This window comes from Leeuwenhoekiella polynyae (assembly GCF_004104075.1).
Lineage (GTDB): Bacteria > Bacteroidota > Bacteroidia > Flavobacteriales > Flavobacteriaceae > Leeuwenhoekiella > Leeuwenhoekiella polynyae.
The window spans coordinates 51,198-71,320 of record NZ_QOVK01000003.1 but is presented as its reverse complement, the minus strand read 5'-3'; the positions used below and the strand labels follow the sequence as shown (position 1 = coordinate 71,320).

General features: G+C 37.5%; 17 protein-coding genes. 12 read left to right on the top strand and 5 right to left on the bottom strand.

Annotated elements, in window-relative coordinates:
* Positions 1 to 14 precede the first annotated feature (14 nt).
* The 4 genes from DSM02_RS05445 (at position 15) to DSM02_RS05430 (ending at position 5,940) form a co-directional block, all read left to right on the top strand.
* Positions 15 to 1,655, top strand: a complete 1,641-nt coding sequence (locus tag DSM02_RS05445) for a CTP synthase (RefSeq protein ID WP_128762445.1) — start codon at positions 15 to 17, stop codon at positions 1,653 to 1,655.
* 111 nt (positions 1,656 to 1,766) lie between these two features.
* Complete coding sequence (gene yidC / locus DSM02_RS05440) at positions 1,767 to 3,629, top strand: membrane protein insertase YidC (RefSeq protein WP_128764687.1); 1,863 nt, start codon at positions 1,767 to 1,769, stop codon at positions 3,627 to 3,629.
* A 163-nt stretch (positions 3,630 to 3,792) separates the two neighbouring features.
* Positions 3,793 to 4,998 (top strand): tRNA 2-thiouridine(34) synthase MnmA, encoded by a 1,206-nt coding sequence (mnmA, locus tag DSM02_RS05435; RefSeq protein WP_128764686.1) that lies wholly within the window; start codon positions 3,793 to 3,795, stop codon positions 4,996 to 4,998.
* Between the two features lie 9 nt (positions 4,999 to 5,007).
* Entirely contained in the window at positions 5,008 to 5,940 is a 933-nt protein-coding gene (locus DSM02_RS05430) for an NAD(P)H-dependent flavin oxidoreductase (RefSeq protein ID WP_128764685.1), read from the top strand.
* 64 nt (positions 5,941 to 6,004) lie between these two features.
* Here DSM02_RS05430 and DSM02_RS05425 read toward each other — a convergent pair whose 3' ends face one another.
* Positions 6,005 to 6,592: a hypothetical protein gene (locus tag DSM02_RS05425; protein ID WP_128764684.1), complete on the bottom strand. Its 588-nt coding sequence runs from the start codon at positions 6,590 to 6,592 to the stop codon at positions 6,005 to 6,007.
* Positions 6,593 to 6,849: 257 nt separating this feature from the next.
* Here DSM02_RS05425 and DSM02_RS05420 point away from each other — a divergent pair, with 257 nt between their 5' ends.
* Complete coding sequence (locus DSM02_RS05420; protein WP_128764683.1) at positions 6,850 to 7,644, top strand: SDR family NAD(P)-dependent oxidoreductase; 795 nt, start codon at positions 6,850 to 6,852, stop codon at positions 7,642 to 7,644.
* A gap of 174 nt (positions 7,645 to 7,818) precedes the next feature.
* Here DSM02_RS05420 and DSM02_RS05415 read toward each other — a convergent pair whose 3' ends face one another.
* The 3 genes from DSM02_RS05415 to DSM02_RS05405 all read right to left on the bottom strand — a co-directional run bounded on the left by DSM02_RS05415 (position 7,819) and on the right by DSM02_RS05405 (position 11,857).
* Positions 7,819 to 8,352 carry a DUF421 domain-containing protein gene (locus DSM02_RS05415; protein ID WP_128762439.1) on the bottom strand — a complete coding sequence of 178 codons (534 nt, stop codon included), beginning with the start codon at positions 8,350 to 8,352 and terminating at the stop codon, positions 7,819 to 7,821.
* Between the two features lie 87 nt (positions 8,353 to 8,439).
* Positions 8,440 to 10,185: a glycoside hydrolase family 13 protein gene (locus DSM02_RS05410; RefSeq protein WP_128764682.1), complete on the bottom strand. Its 1,746-nt coding sequence runs from the start codon at positions 10,183 to 10,185 to the stop codon at positions 8,440 to 8,442.
* A gap of 4 nt (positions 10,186 to 10,189) precedes the next feature.
* On the bottom strand, positions 10,190 to 11,857 hold the full coding sequence (locus DSM02_RS05405) for an alpha-amylase family glycosyl hydrolase (protein ID WP_128764681.1): 1,668 nt from the start codon (positions 11,855 to 11,857) through the stop codon (positions 10,190 to 10,192).
* 145 nt (positions 11,858 to 12,002) lie between these two features.
* Between DSM02_RS05405 and DSM02_RS05400 the strand changes: the two genes are divergently transcribed.
* The 7 genes from DSM02_RS05400 (at position 12,003) to DSM02_RS05370 (ending at position 18,830) form a co-directional block, all read left to right on the top strand.
* Entirely contained in the window at positions 12,003 to 12,905 is a 903-nt protein-coding gene (locus DSM02_RS05400; protein ID WP_128764680.1) for a 1,4-dihydroxy-2-naphthoate polyprenyltransferase, read from the top strand.
* A gap of 91 nt (positions 12,906 to 12,996) precedes the next feature.
* On the top strand, positions 12,997 to 13,677 hold the full coding sequence (locus tag DSM02_RS05395; RefSeq protein WP_128764679.1) for a metal-dependent hydrolase: 681 nt from the start codon (positions 12,997 to 12,999) through the stop codon (positions 13,675 to 13,677).
* Positions 13,678 to 13,687: 10 nt separating this feature from the next.
* Positions 13,688 to 14,722, top strand: coding sequence for an o-succinylbenzoate synthase (gene menC / locus DSM02_RS05390; RefSeq protein ID WP_128764678.1), 1,035 nt, complete (start codon positions 13,688 to 13,690; stop codon positions 14,720 to 14,722).
* A 3-nt stretch (positions 14,723 to 14,725) separates the two neighbouring features.
* Entirely contained in the window at positions 14,726 to 15,709 is a 984-nt protein-coding gene (locus DSM02_RS05385; RefSeq protein ID WP_128764677.1) for a CPBP family intramembrane glutamic endopeptidase, read from the top strand.
* A gap of 11 nt (positions 15,710 to 15,720) precedes the next feature.
* Positions 15,721 to 16,797: an AMP-binding protein gene (locus DSM02_RS05380; RefSeq protein WP_128764676.1), complete on the top strand. Its 1,077-nt coding sequence runs from the start codon at positions 15,721 to 15,723 to the stop codon at positions 16,795 to 16,797.
* A gap of 85 nt (positions 16,798 to 16,882) precedes the next feature.
* Positions 16,883 to 17,350 (top strand): hypothetical protein, encoded by a 468-nt coding sequence (locus DSM02_RS05375; protein WP_128764675.1) that lies wholly within the window; start codon positions 16,883 to 16,885, stop codon positions 17,348 to 17,350.
* Between the two features lie 160 nt (positions 17,351 to 17,510).
* On the top strand, positions 17,511 to 18,830 hold the full coding sequence (locus tag DSM02_RS05370) for a M24 family metallopeptidase (RefSeq protein ID WP_128764674.1): 1,320 nt from the start codon (positions 17,511 to 17,513) through the stop codon (positions 18,828 to 18,830).
* 8 nt (positions 18,831 to 18,838) lie between these two features.
* Here the strand turns inward: DSM02_RS05370 and DSM02_RS05365 are convergent, their stop codons facing one another.
* Positions 18,839 to 20,014: an MFS transporter gene (locus tag DSM02_RS05365; protein ID WP_128764673.1), complete on the bottom strand. Its 1,176-nt coding sequence runs from the start codon at positions 20,012 to 20,014 to the stop codon at positions 18,839 to 18,841.
* Positions 20,015 to 20,123 lie beyond the last annotated feature (109 nt).

Sequence of the window (20,123 nt, the reverse complement as noted above, 5' to 3'; positions counted from 1 at the left end):
TAATCAGGATACAGATGGCAGATACTAAGTACATCTTCGTCACGGGCGGGGTTTCTTCTTCATTAGGTAAAGGTATAATCGCAGCTTCGCTGGCAAAATTGTTACAAGCACGCGGATACCGTGTAACCATTCAAAAATTAGACCCATACATAAATGTAGACCCGGGTACACTTAACCCTTATGAGCACGGAGAATGTTATGTTACCGATGATGGAGCAGAAACCGATTTGGATCTGGGGCATTACGAGCGTTTTTTAAATGTAAACACCTCTCAGGCAAATAACGTGACTACCGGTCGCATCTACCAAAGTGTTATAGAAAAAGAACGTCGCGGTGAGTTTTTGGGAAAAACCGTACAGGTGGTTCCACATATTACAAACGAGATCAAAGAACGTATTAAACAGCTGGGTAAAACCGGTGATTATGATATTATTATTACTGAAATAGGAGGTACCGTAGGTGATATTGAATCTTTACCCTATATCGAATCGGTACGGCAATTGAAGTGGGAGTTAGGCGATGAGAATGCGCTGGTTATACACTTAACTTTGGTACCTTATCTTTCTGCTGCAGGTGAGTTAAAAACAAAGCCTACGCAGCACTCTGTAAAAACCTTGATGGAAAGCGGTATCAAAGCTGATATTCTGGTTTGTAGAACAGAGCACGAGTTGAGCGATGATCTTCGTGAGAAGTTGGCTTTATTCTGTAACGTTCGTAAAGAAGCTGTGATACAATCTATAGATGCTTCTACTATTTACGATGTCCCTAATCTGATGCTTGAAGAAGGTTTGGACACCATTACCCTTTCAAAATTAAATTTATCTGCAGAAACTGAACCCGTACTTACACGATGGAATGAGTTTTTGCGCAGGCATAAAAATCCAAAGGCAGAAGTTACTATAGGCCTTATTGGAAAATATGTAGAGCTTCAGGACTCTTATAAATCTATTCTAGAAGCGTTTATTCATGCAGGTGCAGAGAATGAAGTAAAAGTTCGTGTAGAGCCTATACACTCTGAATTTATTTCTCAGGATATCATCACCAATAAAATTTCAAAATTAGACGGTCTGCTGGTTGCTCCCGGTTTTGGAGAGCGAGGTATTGAAGGAAAGATCAAAGCTGTTCAATACGCCCGTGAGCATGAGATTCCGTTTTTAGGGATTTGCTTAGGAATGCAAATGGCTGTTATAGAATTTGCACGCAACGTAGCCGGACTTAAAGATGCAAATTCTACCGAGATGCAGGCAGATACTTCTGCTCCTGTTATCAGCCTTATGGAAGATCAAAAAGATCTTAAGAATATGGGAGGCACAATGCGTTTAGGAAGTTGGGCTTGTGATCTCAAACCCGGTAGTATAGTGGCTGGTGTTTATGATTCTGAAACTATTTCTGAGCGTCACCGTCACCGTTATGAATTTAATGACAAGTACCGTGCAGAGTTAGAAAAAGCCGGACTTAAAATCACAGGTACAAACCCTAAAACCGGACTGGTAGAAATCGTGGAGATGGAAGGTCATCCCTGGTTTGTAGGTGTGCAATACCACCCAGAATATAAAAGTACAGTTGCGAATCCACATCCGTTATTTGTGGCTTACGTCCAGGCTGCAGTAAAATACAGCCAATCAAAAAGTTCCGCCAATGTGGCACATGACTAATCTATGGGATTGTTATTGCTCTAGCCCACATATAACTTTTTCGCCTAGGCGAAAAAACAGCACAAAAATCAGTTACAAATACAGTAATAAGGCAGTGATGCCTCAATAATTATGGAAGAAAAGAAATTTGACAAACAGTCAATGATAGGGTTCCTTTTAATAGGAGCTATATTATTATTTATGCTTTGGCAAAATCAGCCTACAGAAGAGGAGCTTGCCGCAGAGAAAGCTAAACAAGAGCAGGTTGAAGCTGCAAAGGCTTCGCCTCTTGCCGCAAAACCTTCAGAAAAAGCAGAGACTGCTGTTCCTCAAGATGACTCTTTGGCATTAGAACGTTACAAATCTACTCTGGGAAGTTTTGCATATTCTGCAACATTGCCTTCTGCTACAGATGACGTAACCGAAATTGAAAATGAAGTTCTGGCGCTTAAAGTGAGCAACAAAGGTGGTTTTATTACCGAAGCACGTTTGAAGAATTTTAAAAGCTATGATTCGGTTCCTGTTTATTTAATTAAAGACGGAAACACGCGTTTTAATTTAAACTTTAGTACTTCTGATAACCGTACGCTGAACAGTGAGAACATGTATTTTGAGCCTACTTTATCTAAAGAAGGCGAGAATCAGGTGCTTTCGATGAAATTAAAAGTTTCAGATTCAGAATATTTAGAGTATCGCTATACGCTGAAGCCAGATGATTATATGATGGGCTTCGGTATCAAAACAACCGGACTTCAGAATGTGATGAACACTTCTCAGCCTGTAAATCTGGATTGGGAGCTTAAAGGGTATCGCCACGCAAAAAGCATCAGTTATGAGAACCGGTATACACGTTTAACTTACGAGTATGAAGATGGCGATCACGATAAGCTGAGTCAAAACGGTGATGACGACGCGATCGAGACCGATGTGAATTGGTTCAACTTCAGACAGCATTTCTTCAGTTCTATATTATTGACAGATCAGCCTTTTGAAAAAGTGACGTTTACGTCTAACAATCTGGTGGAAGATGAGGAAGTAGATACGTTATTCACAAAGCAGTACGGAGCTAAAATGGCTTTAAAACCTGTGAACGGCGAGCTTAATTATGCTATGGATTTCTATTATGGTCCTACAGATTATCAGATCTTAAACAACTACGATCGAGACATCGATGAAGCGATGCCTTTAGGTTGGGGTATATTTGGAGTGATTAACAAATACGTTATTATTCCGTTTTTTAATTTCTTGATCACGTATTTCCCTGCCGGAATCGCTATTATTTTATTGACGATCTCTATGAAATTGTTACTGTCTCCAGTACAATACAAGCAATACTTGTCTCAGGCTAAAATGAAGGTTTTAAGACCTGAAATCAATGAGATCAACGAGAAGTATGCAGATAACCCAATGAAGAAGCAACAGGAAACCATGAAGGTCTACAGCAAGGCAGGTGCGAGTCCGCTGAGTGGTTGTTTACCCGGCTTGCTTCAGATACCCGTGTTCTACGCCTTATTTACCTTTTTTCCTTCTGCATTTGCGCTAAGGCATAAAAGCTTTTTATGGGCAGACGATTTATCGAGTTATGATAAAATTGCTGATTTACCATTCCACATTCCGTTTTACGGTGATCACGTTAGTTTGTTTCCTATTTTGGCTTCTATTGCAATCTTCATTTATATGACGATGACAACCGGGCAAAATATGCAGCAAACCCAACAACCGGGAATGCCAAATATGAAGTTCCTGATGTACTTATCTCCTGTAATGATGTTGTTTTTCTTCAACAATTATGCGAGTGGTTTGAGCTTGTACTATTTCATTTCAAACTTGATTACTATAGGGATTATGCTTGTGATAAAGAACTTTATTTTGGATGAAGATAGAATTCATGCTAAAATTGCAACTGCTAAGGCAAAACCTAAAAAGCAAAATCGTTTCTCTAAGAAATTTTCTGAAATGATGGAGCAAGCAGAAAAGCAACAAAAGAATAAATAATACTTTTTTGTCCCGACTAAAATTGAAAAAGCTTCAGTCTAAACGCTGAAGCTTTTTTTTGTTTTTGGTCCTTATACTTTGAAAAATGTACTGGCGAGAAGTCTGGTTTTAAATTTCGTAATTTTGCAACAAGTCTTCCGACTTAAAACTCAAATTATAGCATATGAAAACCGTAGTGGTAGGTCTTAGTGGCGGAGTAGATAGTAGTGTTTCTGCATATTTGCTTAAGGAAGCCGGTTATAACGTGATTGGGCTGTTTATGAAAAACTGGCACGATGATTCGGTAACCATTTCTGATGAATGCCCGTGGCTTGATGATAGCAACGATGCGATGCTTGTTGCAGAAAAATTAGGTATCCCGTTTCAGACTGTAGATTTGAGTGAGCAGTATAAAGAGCGTATTGTAGATTATATGTTTCGGGAATATGAGAAAGGACGTACGCCTAATCCAGATGTGTTGTGTAACCGTGAGATCAAGTTTGATGTGTTTATGAAAATCGCATTAGAGCTAGGGGCTGACTATGTAGCTACCGGTCATTATTGCCAAAAGGGGGAGACCCAAGTTAATGGCAAGTCGGTCTACCAATTACTAGCAGGAGCAGATGCTAATAAAGATCAGTCTTATTTTTTATGTCAGCTTTCTCAGGAGCAATTGTCTAAAACCTTATTTCCTATCGGGAATTTGCAAAAAAGTGAGGTTCGTAAAATTGCTAAAGCCCAAGACCTGGTAACTGCAGAAAAAAAAGATTCACAAGGATTATGTTTTATAGGAAAAGTACGATTACCAGACTTTCTTCAGCAAAAACTGAAGCCTAAAGAAGGGGTTATTGTTGAAATAGCTGCTGAAAAAGCACAAGAGAAAATAGAAGCTTTACAGACTGATACTGATGATAGTATTGCAATAGCTGTAAGCGATGTTGCTACACTTGCTAAAAAACCAAAATATAGTGTCAAAGATGGAAAGGTTGTAGGCAAACATCAGGGAGCACACTACTTTACAAAAGGACAGCGTAAAGGTCTGGCTGTTGGTGGTACCCCAGAGCCACTTTTTGTTATTGATACAGACGTGGAAGAGAATGTGATTTATACCGGTCAGGGTAAAAATCATCCTGGTTTATTGCGAAATGCACTTTTTGTTCAGGAGGATGAGGTGCATTATATTCGTGAAGATCTGGCTTTAGAAAATGGAGAGGTTCGCGACGTAGAAGCGCGTATTCGTTATCGTCAACCTTTACAAAAAGCATTGTTACACAAAACAGAAGAGGGGCTTTACGTTTCTTTCGATGAACCCCAATCGGCTATTAGTGAAGGGCAGTTTGTTGCCTGGTATGATGGCGCAGAATGTCTGGGCTCAGGAGTAATTTCATAATTTTTTAGTTTGAATAGAATCACAGCACTTTTTGATATCAAATATCCCTTAATTCAGGCAGGAATGGTCTGGAATAGTGGTTGGAAATTAGCAAGTGCTGTAAGTAATGCTGGCGGTTTAGGTCTTTTAGGTGCCGGTTCTATGTATCCTGATGTTCTGCTAGAGCATATTCAGAAATGTAAAAAAGCAACAGACAAACCTTTTGGGGTGAATGTGCCTTTGCTGTATTCTGATATTGATAAACTCATGCAGATCATTATTGATGAAGATGTGCAAATTGTGTTTACCAGTGCCGGAAACCCTAAAACCTGGACCTCGCATTTGAAAGGTCACGGTATTAAAGTAGCTCACGTAGTAAGTAGTGTAAAGTTTGCGTTGAAAGCTCAAGAAGCTGGTGTAGACGCAGTGGTTGCAGAAGGTTTTGAAGCGGGTGGACATAATGGACGAGAAGAGACGACTACGTTCACTTTGATACCAATGGTTAAGGAAAAATTAGAAATCCCTCTAATCGCAGCAGGAGGTATTGCAACAGGAAAAGGTATGCTAGCCGCAATGATTTTAGGTGCAGATGGCGTTCAGATAGGCAGCAGGTTTGTAGCAACTCCCGAAGCCAGTAGCCATATGGCTTATAAAAATTTAGTTCTCGAAGCTCAAGAAGGTGCTACAGAACTAACGTTGAAAGAATTGGCTCCCGTGCGTTTGCTCAAGAATAAATTTTATGAGGATGTAAAAGAATTGTATCGAAAGAATCCTTCTAAAGACGAATTGGTTAATCTTTTAGGAAAGAGGAGGGCAAAAAAAGGCATGTTTGAAGGCGATTTGGAAGAAGGTGAATTAGAAATAGGGCAGATTGCCGGTATCATTAAAGAAATCAAACCTGCAGCTGCAATTGTTGAAGAAATTATAGCAGAATATAAAAATAGCATGCTACCAGAATTATAAGCCGCACAGGAGTATAATAAAAAAGGCGCCAATTACGGCGCCTTTTTATTATGCAATTTGAATATTATTCACTGGTTTTATACCATTTCATAGATTTAAAAATCTCTTTTATCATCGTCTCGTATTCACTTGTTGATTTACCTTTTACCGCTGTTGCAAAATCAGCATAGACTGCTTCTGAATCATTTTCAGGCGTTATTTTAACTAAATAATGATCTACTTGTGCAGAACCAATACTGTTAGGAGCCTGATATTTATAAACATCATAATCACCCATTTTCTCAGGAGTATTATTATTTATATGTTTTTCAGAATCTTCATTATTCATCATTGTCATGCTCATAATAAATCCATCAGTTAAGCCACCGTAAAACGAGTTGTCTTCACCTGAATATTTTATAGATAATTGAGTTCCTGTTGCATCAACAGATGCTCGGTCTGGGTGTAGTAAGCTAACTTTCCAGTCATTTAATAATTTTGAACTTTTATACAGTTCGTAGCCTTCAGGAATAATTTCTTCTGGTGGTTGAGGTTTTTCAAGTTTTACTTCAGTTTTAGTCTCCGCTAAATCCTGCTTTTTCGCATCGGTATTACAAGCTGTAATAGCTAGCGTTAATAATACAGAACTCGTATATACAACTAATCGTTTCATCTTTTTAGATTTTAAATGTTACTGCTAAACTAGGCGTATTTGTAGGGTAGAATTGCCTATGAACTATTAAAAAAAAACACGATTTGTTAAGCTATGTTAAGTTTAAAATCTAAAATTTCACATAAATTATAATTTTAAAATGCTGTTTTTAAAGTGTTTGTAGATTATTTATGGGTTTTTTTAGCAGGACGTTAAAATTTTTATTGAAAATCAGTTTAGTAAATTTGATATATATTATTACAACTAAAAAAAATGAAATGGATTTACAACTGAAAGGAAAATCAGCGCTAGTTACCGGTTCTACAGCAGGAATAGGAAAAGCTATCGCAAAAGGCTTAGCCCAAGAGGGAGCAGCGGTTATTATCAATGGAAGAAAAGCAGATGATATCGCTAAAGTTGTTGAGGAGCTTAAAAAGGAAACGGGTAATGATTCGATCACTGGTATAGTTGCAGACTTTGCACAGAAAGATCATATAGATCATTTATTGAAAGAAATATCCGATGTTGATATTCTTGTGAACAATGTAGGGATTTTCAATCAGGTAGATTTTGCAGATATCACAGATGATGAATGGTTTGAAATGTTCGAAGTCAATGTGATGAGTGGCGTGCGTCTAGCGAGACATTATTTTCCTAAGATGCTTCAAAAGAATGAAGGAAGAATCATATTTATTTCTAGCGAATCGGCACTGAATATACCCACAGAAATGGTGCATTATGGTTTTAGTAAAACTGCCCAACTTGCAATTTCAAGAGGTCTTGCAAGACTGAGCAAGGGTACCAATGTGACCGTGAACAGTGTCTTGCCAGGACCTACAATGAGTAGAGCTAATGAAAAAGATTTAAAAGCGCAAGCAGAGAAAAAGGACACGAGTCTTGATGCAGTTATAGAGGATTTCTTTGAAGAGCGCAGACCTACGTCGCTCATTCAGCGTTTTGCGGAGACCGAAGAAGTAGCAAATTTGGTAGTTTACGTTGCTAGTCCGTTGTCGGCTGCAACAAATGGTGCGGCTTTACGTGTAGATGGGGGTGTTGCCAATTATATTATTTAGTCTGTCGCAGCAGTTAATCTTGACTAATATAACGGGATTTCCTATTGGAGATCCTGTTTTTGTTTGAAGATTAATTTAAATGAATTGTTTAGTGATTTAGAACAACAAGCGGTATCAATTTTAGTAGTCGCTCAGATGATATTTTTTAATACCTATTTCCATTTATTAAGAGATTTATTTTTTTCTAATAACGTCACCCATAATGTAATCTTCAATCTCGATAGATTCATCATTGGTATGCAAAACACTTATTTCTCCTGTAGTTTCAAGGATGACGGCTTTGACCTGTTTCAGTCTAATAACGTTTGCTTCTCGTAGTTTTGATTTAAGTTCTGCTTCGGTGACTTTACTGGCTTTCATGTTCTCCCAAATCACTTCACCATTTTCCATCAGAATAAGAGGTTCATTATCAATGAGATTTTCTGCTTTTTCAGATTTGTAGCGCAATAAGGTAACTGTATAATTGAGTGCGTATAAAATAAAAAGGATTGCTGCCCCTAATAGAATAGAAGGATTTCCTGAATTAATGGTCATACCTAAAATACTACCGATGGCAACGGTTATGACAAAGTCAAACCCTGTCATTTTACTGAAGCTTTTAAGACCAAAAAGACGCGTATAGACCACTATAAGAACAAAGATTATAGTGGTCCCTATAAGTGACTCAATTATCAAGTCGTTATTTTTAAAGAAGTAAGAGGTATCCACTAGGCTGGTATTGATTAGTAAAAATTAAGATACAAAAGCTTCTTGGCGGGTGATTTTTAGGGGTATTAAATAATAACTAAAGCTAGCTTAATCTTTTCCCAAAATAACGGCCTGATAGGGTTTTAGGGTGATTTCTAACTCCGTGTGCGCCAATTCAAGGTAGTTATTTATTTTAATTTCAGAATACGCTGCCAGGTTATCTAAAGCGAATGAAGCTTCATTCTTACTAAAATTTAACAAAATCAACACTTCATCTTTGTCAAGTGTTCTGGTAAATGCATAAATCTGCTTGTGTTCTTTTTGAATTAACTTATAGTCACCATAAACCAACACGTCGTTATTTGTGCGTAGCGCAGTCATTTTCTTAAAGTGATTCAGTACAGATTCTTCGTTTTGCTCTTCTGCATTTACATTTACAGATTTGTAATTTGGGTTTAGCGGTAACCAGGGAGTTCCTATGGTAAAACCAGCATTTTCAGAAGCATCCCATTGCATTGGTGTTCTGCCGTGATCACGAGAGCCAAATCTTAGATTACGCATGTATTCATCCAGATCTTCATTATTGGTCTTTGCTTTCTTAAAGCCATTAATGGCAGCTATATCCTTATAATCTTCTATGTTTTTGAGCTTGGGGTTGTTTGTCATTCCCAATTCATCACCAAAATAACAATAGGGTGTTCCACGCATACTTAATATAAAAGTATTCAACATTTTTGCCGAAGGAGCACGGTAGGCGAGGCTGTCGTTTGCATATCTGCTTACCATGCGCGCCTGATCGTGGTTTGATAAGAATATAGAAATCCATCCTTTTTTAGCAAAGGCACTATCCCATTTTGAGAATGTTTCTTTAAAAGTAGCTAAATCATACCCATCTGCTTTTGGGATATCTACAGCGTCAAAAGCATAAGCCATATTGATTTCATTTCGGTCAGCATCTACAAGTTCGTGCGCCTCCTCTAGAGTTCTGCCTGCACCTTCAGCAACAGTCATTACATCGTAGTTACTAAAAACTTCGCTATTCATTTCTTTAAGATACTTATGCAAACCATCTTGCATCGCATAATATTGAATGAAATTCTTTTCAAATCCATCAGGGAATTTAGGGAACGTCGTGTCTTTTGCAGCAAATTGAAAAGCATCAAGTCTAAAGCCATCAACGCCTTTTTCTGCCCAAAATTTTAGAATATCATTTACTTCTTGACGCACTTTAGGATTCTCCCAATTGAGATCGGGTTGTTTCTGCGAAAAATAATGCAAATAATATGAATCGGTTTGCTCATCATATTTCCAAGCATTTCCTTCTGCATCAAACAGGCTGTAGCGATACGGAGGTTCTCCTTTTTCTGCCGGCCACCAGTGATAATAATCTCGATAGGGATTGTCTCTAGAACTTCGACTTTCTTTAAACCATTCGTGCTCGTCACTACTGTGATTGACAACAATATCCATAACAAGTTTGATATCACGGGCATGCATTTCTGAAAGCATTTTATCAAAGTCTTCCATAGTACCAAAATCACTCATAATATTCCGGTAATCGCTCACATCATAACCGTTATCATCATTTGGTGAACTGTAAATAGGGTTAAGCCAGACAGCTGTTACTCCCAGGCTCTTTATATAATCCAAACGATTAATGATTCCTTTTAAATCACCAATACCATCACCATCAGTATCTTGAAAACTTCTTGGATAGATCTGGTAAACAATGGCTTCTTTCCACCATTTTTTGTCAATATTTGTGGTTTCTGTTGTCGTATTATTATCTTTTTTTGATTCGGCACAACTGTAAGTTGCCAAAAGAATAAACATTAAGAGTACTGATTTATACATAAGTTTATAATTTTTCAAGTAATAAAATAGTCTGGTTCGTATTTAATACAATTTTATCTTTGCGCACTGTTCCTACTTTATCAGAATAGCGGTCTTTGAGTTTAGTGCCTTCTGGAAAAAGGCCGTTTATGATGATTTCTTTTTCTCCTAAAGGAAGTTCTAGTCCAATGATTACAAGATCTTCAATGTTCCCTTTAGATAATTTCCTCGAAAAAACATAAGGTTTTTCCTGAAGATTTTTATGTGTTCCAGCACCAACTGCCGGGTGATCTCTACGAAAACTTCCTAACTTTTGCCAATGGGAGAGAATGGTTTTCGTTTCAGTAGAATTCATATCCTTCCAAGGCATAAAGCCCCGTAAAGTAGCATCTCCTTTGGCGTCAGGAATATTTAGATTTCTGGCGATTTCATCACCATAATAAACTTGAGATAGTCCTGGCGTTAGCAACAATTTTGTGCCGGTTTCTAAAGGTTTGTTTCGCATTTTGTCAAAAGGCTCTCCATCATCATGAGATGTGACATAGTTGAGTACATTCTTTCCTTGTAATGTATTGTGAATGATGGAATCATATTTAGAAAATAGGGTTTCATAATCACCTTGTGCGTCATACTTAAATTGAAAATTGATCAGATTATCAAAACCATTGCTGAAATAATCTACTTCTCTATCTCCAAAACTATAAGTGCGTCCTGCAGCAATACCATAACCATAAACCTCACCTAACATATAAAACGGACTGTCATCAAGAACTAATTCCTTGTTTTCTTTTTTCCATTTAAAGAATGCTAGATCAGCTTGAGCACGCAAAACAGACCAGCTGGTTTCATCTACATGTTTGACAGTATCAACTCTAAAGGCGTCTATACCTAAGTCTCTAATATAATCTGTAAGCCATTTTATGATATAGTTCTGCGGTGTTCTGGGTAGTTTATTTTCTGAGAAAAATAAATTAAGTTCTTCGATCTCTTGTTCATATCTATTTTCTGACTTCCACTTTTTGATTAAAAAATCTGGAAGTTCAACGGTCTCTTTACTTTCGGTTTTAATATCTGGAAGGTTAGCTACTAAAGTACAGGGAACTGTAGATTCATAATCTTCATAAGAACATTGAGGAGCTTGTCGCGCCCAGTTTTCGCCCCAGAAAGGGTCTTGTGTGGTTACAGGGCCGGTGTGATTTAGAACAACATCCATAATTAGGCGAATGCCATGCTGATGCGCAGTTTTCACCAAGATTTCTAAATCTTTATACGTGCCAAAGTTAGGGTCTAATGCAGTCCAGTCTTTTGCCCAGTATCCGTGATAAGCATAAGTATTACCGGTACCTTCATCTACAGATGCATGAATCTGTTCTACAACGGGAGTAAACCAAATAGCATTAATACCCAATTTTGTAAAATACCCCTCGTTAATTTTTTGAGTTATCCCGCTTAGATCACCACCTTCAAAACCTCGCAGGGTTCCGGTTTTCTCTGTGCGCTTAAAGTTTAAATCATTGTTGAGATCTCCATTATTAAATCTATCGGTGAGTAAGAAGTAAACGTTTGCTGCATCCCATATAAATGGCGCTTCAGATGTTGTTTTTGAAATAATCTTATTTTCGGTTTGAGAATCATTTTTACATCCAAAGACTAAAAAACTAATAATTAAAAAGTATAAATGGTTATTTCTCATAGATTTACAGCTAATTGCAGATCGTGAAATTAGTAAAAATCAGTATCTCTACAACGCTTTCGTTCTTTTTTGGCAGCCTGCAAAATCAAATAGAGAATTTTATTATCGGAAGAGATAAGCTTATTTTTACGCTAAATAATACCTTATGACACGAGTTAAAGCGTGGGTTTCTGCTGCGCGTTTACGGACCTTGCCTTTATCAATTTCCGGAATAATTGTAGGAAGTGCTTTGGCTTATAATGCTGGAGTTTTTAGATGGGATATTTGTATTCTCGCACTGTTAGCTACTCTGGGTTTTCAGATACTTTCTAATTTTGCAAATGATTATGGTGATGGAGTTAAAGGTACAGATAACCACGAGCGTATAGGTCCTGCACGAGCAATGCAGAGTGGATTGCTTACTGCTAAGCAATTAAAAAATGGAATGGCATTTACAACTATGCTGACCCTTTTAATAAGTATAGCTCTAATATATACCGCTTTTGGCTCAACACATTTTTTACAATCAGTTTTGTTCTTTGTACTGGGATTGTTGGCAATTTTAGCAGCTATAAAATATACCGTAGGCAAAGGCGCTTACGGGTATAGAGGTTTGGGCGACTTTTTTGTATTTATATTTTTTGGTTTGGTTTCTGTTGTGGGCACCTATTATCTCTATGCTGTAGAATTTAAAACTGTGGTTTTGCTGCCTGCCATAACTATAGGTTTGTTAAGTATTGCGGTTTTGAACCTTAATAATATGCGAGATCGCTTAAGTGATGCACGAGCAAATAAGAATACTTTAGCGGTAGCGCTGGGGGCGAAAAACGTAAAATACTATCATTATTTTTTAATTATAGGGGCATTTACATCCAGTTTGGTTTTCTTTCAGATAACGCAGACTTATAAATGGTCTGCTGTTGCTTTTTTAGTCTTTATCCCTTTATTCAAGCACTTGGTTTATGTGGCTAAGAATGAAAGTCCGGCGTTGTTGGATCCTGAGCTAAAAAAAGTAGCATTATCTACCTTTTTCTTTTCACTGCTTTTTACTGTAGGCTTTCTTTTTTGAGTAGTTTTTTAACGAAAACTTATAGCGCAAGATTTTCTCTTAAGACTTTCCTTGTCGAAATTTAATGACAATTAAAAAAAGAGAAAGAATTATGAAAATCACTTATTACGGTCAGAATTGTTTTGGTTTTGAGACTGAAAATGCAACAATACTTACTGATCCATTTATTACGGGGAACGATCTTGCAAAAGATAAAATAGATATAAAATCTTTAAATCCAGATTATATATTCTTGACACACGCGCATCAAGACCATACGCTAGATGCTGAAACGATTGCCAAACAAGCAGATGCTGTAATTGTAAGTAACTATGAGATCGCAAATCATTATGCTGACAAAGGCATCGAAACCCACCCAATGAACCACGGCGGAAGCTGGGAGTTTGATTTTGGGAAAGTAAAATATGTTAACGCCATTCATACCAGTTCTTTTCCTGACGGAAGCTATGGCGGGCAACCCGGAGGTTTTATATTCAGTATGGATGGAAAAACGATCTATATGGCTGGGGACACCGCATTGACAATGGATATGAAACTGATTCCATTAGACTTTGATCTTGATCTGGCTATTTTACCGATAGGAGATAATTTTACAATGGGAATCAAAGATGCAGTGCGTGCCAGTGATTTTATAGAATGTAATAAGATTGTAGGTTGCCATTATGATACGTTTGGCTATATTGAGATCGATCACGAAGGCGCTAAGAAAGCATTTTCTGCAGTTGAAAAAGAACTTACCCTTCTGGAAATTGGTGGTTCATTAGAACTTTAAATAATAGCTTTTGAAAGCAACTTATAAAAAATATGTTTTAGACTTCAAACGCCCCAGCGGAACTTCGCGGGGCGTTTTGACACAAAAAGAAACCTGGTTTATTAAAATTGAAGAATTAGGTAAAATAGGTTTTGGAGAATGTGGAATTCTACGCGGACTTAGTATTGACGATCGGCCGGATTACGAAGAAACGCTTCGTTGGGTTTGTGAAAATATCCATTTAGGTGCGCAAGTTCTCTATGATAAATTAGAGGGTTTTCCTAGTATCCAATTTGGGATCGAGATGGCTTTCAAGTCTTTTAATGCAGAAAATACATATGAGCTTTTTCCTTCAGAATTTACAAAAGGAAATGAGGGGATTGCTATAAATGGTTTGATTTGGATGGGTGAAGCTCAGTTTATGCAAGATCAGATCAATGAAAAGTTAGAAACCGGTTTTGATTGTATCAAAATGAAAATTGGTGCAATAGATTTTGATGCCGAGATCAAGTTGTTAGAAGGCATTAGAAAAGAGTTTCCTAAGGAAAAAATAACCTTACGCGTTGATGCAAATGGCGCTTTTGCTCCTGATAAAGCTTTGCAGAAATTAAAAAGATTAGCTGCTTTAGACCTTCACTCAATAGAGCAGCCTATCAGACAACACCAAGAAGAAGAAATGGCTAGACTTTGTAATCAAACTCCGTTACCCATTGCTTTAGATGAAGAATTAATAGGTGTTTTTGGTTATGCAAAACAAAAAAAATTATTGCAAACAGTTAAGCCACAGTATATTATTTTAAAACCCAGTTTGGTAGGAGGTTTTCGCGGATGTGATACCTGGATACAAATTGCTGAAGAGCAGGGGATAGGCTGGTGGGTTACTTCTGCGTTAGAAAGCAACATTGGGCTCAATGCGATTGCACAATATACCCATTCAAAGAGTACAAAAATCCCGCAAGGTCTCGGTACTGGTGCATTGTACACAAATAATGTATCTTCCCCTCTGGTAATTAAGCACGGCGAGTTGTGGTATAATGCACAGCAAAACTGGAGCTTTCAATTTTAATTTATGTTTATAGAACAAGCTTATAAAGTATTACACGAATTCTGGAGGTATTTAGTAGGTTCGGTAGTAATAATACTAGCTTCAGTAATTGGTCAAATACCTTTAACTATTGCTTTGCTAGGTAAATTATGGTTTGAAAACGAGGGCGATCCTGAAGCATTTACTAGTGCTACCAGTGGATTAGATCAAAGTACAATGATGGGGCTTCTTGATAAGAACCTGAATTTATTTCTAGTACTCTTGACCTTCGTCTTTGCCCTAGGAGGAATATTTTTTGTACTGAAATATATTCACAAACAAAAATTAAAAGGCATCATTACTTCTCGGAATAAATTTGATTGGGGTCGAGTTTGGTTTGCCTTTATAATGATCACCTTATATATTGTAGGTTCTACACTTTTAGGCTATTTTCTAGCTCCAGAAGATATGCTGGTATCTTTTAATTTAGTGCCCTTTTTAATTTTAGTAGTAATTGCAGTTCTATTTGTGCCTATCCAGACTAGTGTTGAGGAATTGGTTTTTAGGGGTTATTTGATGCAAGGGTTTGGGATTTTGGCAAAAAACAGATGGTTTCCTTTGGTGATGACTTCATTTATTTTTGGAGGTCTGCATTACTTCAATCCAGAGATAAGTGCGATGGGAGATATCGTAATGGTCTTCTATTTTGGAACCGGTTTACTGTTAGGTATAATGACTTTGATGGATGATGGCATGGAATTAGCATTAGGCTTTCATGCCGCAAATAATTTAATTACAGCATTACTGGTTACCGCAGATTGGACAGCATTTCAAACAGATTCGATTTTTACAGATATTTCAGATCCAAAGGCTGGTTTAATGGATGTGTTGCCAGTATTCATAATTTATCCTATCTTTTTAGGGATTTTAGCATATAAATACAAATGGACCGGCTGGAAAGAAAAATTATTCGGTTCTGTAAAAGAGCCAGAATCAACAAAACTTGAAGATAATTTGGTTGCAGATTAAATCATAAAGTGATGTCTAAATATCCTGTACACTCAGAATTTCAATTAAATGGAATGCCTCTAAAAGTCTCTGGCTTAAAGGAGTTTGCTCTTGAAATTCAGAAAACAGGAGAGCTTTATGAGCAAGAATTGGGTGAGTTCATATTAGATTGGCTTAACGATAAAGATTATGTTTTGGTGAATACTTCGGGCTCTACCGGCGCACCAAAAAGTATCAAGTTGCTTAAACGACACATGGTAAACAGTGCAAAAGCAACAGGGAGAAGATTCAAATTAGAAGCTGGTTCTACAGCTTTACATTGCTTGCCTACACGTTATATCGCTGGTAAGATGATGTTTGTAAGAGCTGTTACATTAGGGTGGAAGCTAGATTTGGTCCCGCCTAAATCTAATCCTTTAGATCAGGTTTTGAAGCGTTATGATTTTTCGGCAATGACCCCGTTTCAGCTTGATAACAGTGTTGCTCGCTTGCATCTTTTAGGCAAATTGATCATAGGGGGTGGTCCATTCTCTCAAACCTTAAAGGAGCTGGTAAAAGATAGTTCGGCTAAGATTTATGAAACTTACGGGATGACTGAAACGGTTACCCATATCGCCGTGAGACGTATCAATTCAAAAAAGAATAAAGATACAGATACACCTTTTAAAACACTCAACAAAGTCACTGTAAGCAAAGACGAGCGCGGTTGTCTGGTGATAAAAGCTCCAAAGGTAGCAACAGACCCTATAATTACCAATGACTTGGTAGATTTGATTTCTTACAAGAAATTTTTGTGGCTTGGTCGTGTAGATAATGTGATAAACAGTGGTGGTATAAAACTGTATCCCGAAACTATAGAGCAAAAATTAGCTCATCAGATAGATATCCCTTTTATAATAGGCAGTGAGCCTGATGATGCATTGGGTGAACGTTTAATCCTGGTTATTGAGTGCGATAGTTTTGATGCTTCAAGACTTAATTTTGAGGTTTTGGGTAAATATGAAACTCCAAAACGTATTTATTGTACGCCTAAATTTATACGTACAGCGAACGGAAAAATGAAGCGAGGTGCTATTTTGAAGAGTCTTACAGCTGAAGAAGAAATTTAGGCATAGTTTGTGCTTAAAACATTCTCAAAGAAGATAAACATTTCTTTTCGATTTAAACTTATTATCTTTGGCTAAAATTTTAATTATGCGCTACATAGCTATAATCGCAATTACACTTTTATCAATTCAATCTTTATCAGCTCAATATGGTTACGGGCGTGGGTATGGTGGTTATGGCCGCAGTCGTATGGGGATGGGAGCTAGTAGAATGGGAGCAAGTCAAACTCCACAAGGCCCCACAGAGGAGCCGCCTACAGCTGCAGAAATTGCAGAGGAGCGTTTGCCAGATTATGTAGCAGAATTTGAACTAGACCCGTTTCAGACTGAAGTACTGCGTACTTATCTTGAAGATTACTATAACGAAGTGATGGCATTACAGAAAGATAAGATTAAAGATCAAGAGACTCTGCGTAAAGATTTTGAGCGTATGCAGGAAGAGTTTAAAACCGATTTGAGATCTATTCTTACTGAAGAAGAACTTACTAAGTTTATGGAAATGGACTTTTCTAGTAGTGCAGTTAGAAAACGGAAAAAGAAACGGGACAATGAATAACCTGACTGTGAATCTATTTTCAAGGTCTTGATCAAGTGTAAGTTGATCTCTAAATAAAAGTCTTAAATGATTTCATATCAATTCTGAATTAAAAGGTGCTCTGAGCACCTTTTTTTATTAGGGGTTAATGCGTAATTTCGGGTGTACTTAAAATTGATTCATGCGTTATATTCTCCTACTTTCTCTAGCCTTAATTACAACTATCCATTCTGTACAAAGTCAGATTTTACCCGAACGCGATCGGGCGTCTTTAATCGATAAGATTTTAGCGGAACGCTTTGATCACGTCTTGCCGGATATTATGGATCGCACTGGTATAGATATGTGGATTTTAATTACCCGAGAATATAATGAAGACCCTGTTGTTAAAACCATGCTGCCTTCAACATGGTTAAACGCACGAAGACGTACTATTCTGGTTTTTAATTATGATTCTGATAAGTTTAAAGTAGAAAAACTGGCCGTGGCACGTTACAATATTGGAGACAATATCACATCAGCTTGGAATAAAGAAGAAGAACCTGATCAGTGGCAGGCTTTGCTAAAGATTATTGAAGTTCGTAATCCTAAAAAGATAGCGCTGAATTATTCAGATGATTATGGCATTGCCGATGGTATTTCTAAAACTGATTATGATGTTTTTATGAATGTCTTACCTGCTTCTTATAAATCTAGAGTTGTTTCCGCAGAACCACTTGCTGTAGGTTGGATAGAGACGCGAAGCGCAGTTGAGATGCAACTTTTTGAAGAGTTAGTGGGTGTTACTCACGACATCATAAACGAGGCTTTCAGTTCTAAAGTAATAACACCGGGAAAAACAAATACAGAAGATGTAGTGTGGTTTATGAGGCAAAAGGTGACTGATCTGGGGCTTGAAACCTGGTTTCATCCTACTATAGATATTCAGCGGTCAGACGAGCCTTTAGAAAGTCATATCACGGCTTTTAAAAATCATAATGAAGGTCAGATAATTTTACCGGGAGATTTGCTGCATTGTGATTTCGGAATCACATATTTAAGACTGAATACTGATGTGCAAGAGCACGCATATGTTTTAAAAAAGGGTGAAACCCAAGCTCCACAATTTTTAGTTGATGCTTTCGCGAAAGGTAATCAGGTACAAGATATATTTACTTCTCATTTTGAAACTGGAAAAACCGGAAACACCATCTTAAAAGAGGCGCTAACTGAAGCAAGGTCAGAAGGTTTGCGTCCATCTATTTATACGCACCCATTAGGGCTTTACGGGCATTCTGCCGGTCCTACAATTGGGATGTGGGATTCTCAAGAAGGCGTTCCGGGTACAGGAGATTATAAACTCTTTGAGAATACGGCTTATGCTATAGAACTTAACACCACGGTAAACATCCCTGAGTGGAATAAAGACATACGTATAATGCTTGAAGAAGATGGATTTTGGGGACCTAAAGGCTTTGAATACATTAACAAGCGTCAGGAAGAACTCATTCTAGTTGATTAAATAAAAAGTTAAGCCTGCTCTAGAATGAGCTTTGCTCTTTTCTTACGTAATGCAATTACACTTATAGAGAGGATCACACCTCCAAAAGCTAGAGAAGCTCCTACAAGCTCTGGAGAAGTGTAACCATATCCTGCAGCAATAGGTAAGCCACCTAAAAAAGCACCTACGGCATTGGCAATATTAAATGCCGCTTGATTTACTGATGAAGCTAACATCTCAGATTCTTTCGCAGATTTAATCATTAGCATTTGTATAGAGGGTGCTGTTGAAAAAGCAAAAGCACCGGTTACAAAAACCATTAGTAACATTGCCCATTGTATAGGGGCGATTACAAATATGGTGAGCAGGCAAATACTCATCATACTCAAAAGTAGTGCAGTGGCTTTAATAGGAGAAAATTTATCAGCTAACTTTCCTCCTAAAATATTACCAAAGGTCATTCCCAGACCCGCAAGCATCAGGATAAAAATAACCATGTCGCTATCAAAACCACTAACATCTGTTAAAAGTGGGGTTATGTAGCTATACCACGCGAAAAACCCACCGGTACCTACAGCTGTTATTGCGAGGATCAGCCATAGTTCAGTGCGTTTAAATATCTTAAGCGCCTGTTTTAAAGGTATAGGTTCTGATTTTTCAATTTTCGGAAGCCAAAATTTAATAGCTAAAACGGTTATCAAACCTACAGCTACCACAATCATAAAAGTATAGCGCCAAGAAATATTATGCCCCACATAAGTTCCTAGTGGAATCCCTATTATATTAGCAATTGTAAGACCACTAAACATCATGGCAACAGCACTCGCCGCTTTTTCTTTAGGAACTAATCTGCTGGCAACTACAGCACCAACCCCAAAGAATGCCCCGTGCGGAAGACCAGATAGTAATCTGGATATAAGCATAAAACCATAAGAAGAAGCAAATACTGATAAAGAATTGAATACCGTAAATGCTATCATCAAAGAGAGTAAGATTTTTTTGGGAGAATAATTCCCAGCAATACCTACCAAAATAGGAGCGCCAATGACAACACCCAAAGCATAAGCAGAAATAAAATGACCTGCTTGAGGTATGGTGATATTGAGGTCTTTTGCAACATCAGGTAAAATCCCCATCATCACAAACTCAGTCATCCCTATCCCAAAACCTCCTATAGCTAACGCAATCAGACTCTTCTTAAGCATATAAATATGTTTTCATTTATCATAATAGCAATTATAATTGCTATTAATATGCAAAGATAGAATAGTTCTTTAGCATTCTTTTATAGAGGCTTAACCGATTTAGTTAAAT

Excerpts from the sequence above, each read along its gene's own strand:
- DSM02_RS05410 (WP_128764682.1), bottom strand. The coding sequence starts at position 10,185 with ATGTATAAATCAGTACTCTTAATGTTTATTCTTTTGGCAACTTACAGT.
- DSM02_RS05375 (WP_128764675.1), top strand. The coding sequence starts at position 16,883 with ATGCGCTACATAGCTATAATCGCAATTACACTTTTATCAATTCAATCT.
- DSM02_RS05400 (WP_128764680.1), top strand. The coding sequence starts at position 12,003 with ATGACACGAGTTAAAGCGTGGGTTTCTGCTGCGCGTTTACGGACCTTG.
- DSM02_RS05380 (WP_128764676.1), top strand. The coding sequence starts at position 15,721 with ATGTCTAAATATCCTGTACACTCAGAATTTCAATTAAATGGAATGCCT.
- mnmA (WP_128764686.1), top strand. The coding sequence starts at position 3,793 with ATGAAAACCGTAGTGGTAGGTCTTAGTGGCGGAGTAGATAGTAGTGTT.
- DSM02_RS05405 (WP_128764681.1), bottom strand. The coding sequence starts at position 11,857 with ATGAGAAATAACCATTTATACTTTTTAATTATTAGTTTTTTAGTCTTT.
- DSM02_RS05385 (WP_128764677.1), top strand. The coding sequence starts at position 14,726 with ATGTTTATAGAACAAGCTTATAAAGTATTACACGAATTCTGGAGGTAT.
- DSM02_RS05365 (WP_128764673.1), bottom strand. The coding sequence starts at position 20,014 with ATGCTTAAGAAGAGTCTGATTGCGTTAGCTATAGGAGGTTTTGGGATA.
- DSM02_RS05425 (WP_128764684.1), bottom strand. The coding sequence starts at position 6,592 with ATGAAACGATTAGTTGTATATACGAGTTCTGTATTATTAACGCTAGCT.
- DSM02_RS05420 (WP_128764683.1), top strand. The coding sequence starts at position 6,850 with ATGGATTTACAACTGAAAGGAAAATCAGCGCTAGTTACCGGTTCTACA.
- yidC (WP_128764687.1), top strand. The coding sequence starts at position 1,767 with ATGGAAGAAAAGAAATTTGACAAACAGTCAATGATAGGGTTCCTTTTA.
- DSM02_RS05445 (WP_128762445.1), top strand. The coding sequence starts at position 15 with ATGGCAGATACTAAGTACATCTTCGTCACGGGCGGGGTTTCTTCTTCA.
- DSM02_RS05395 (WP_128764679.1), top strand. The coding sequence starts at position 12,997 with ATGAAAATCACTTATTACGGTCAGAATTGTTTTGGTTTTGAGACTGAA.
- DSM02_RS05370 (WP_128764674.1), top strand. The coding sequence starts at position 17,511 with ATGCGTTATATTCTCCTACTTTCTCTAGCCTTAATTACAACTATCCAT.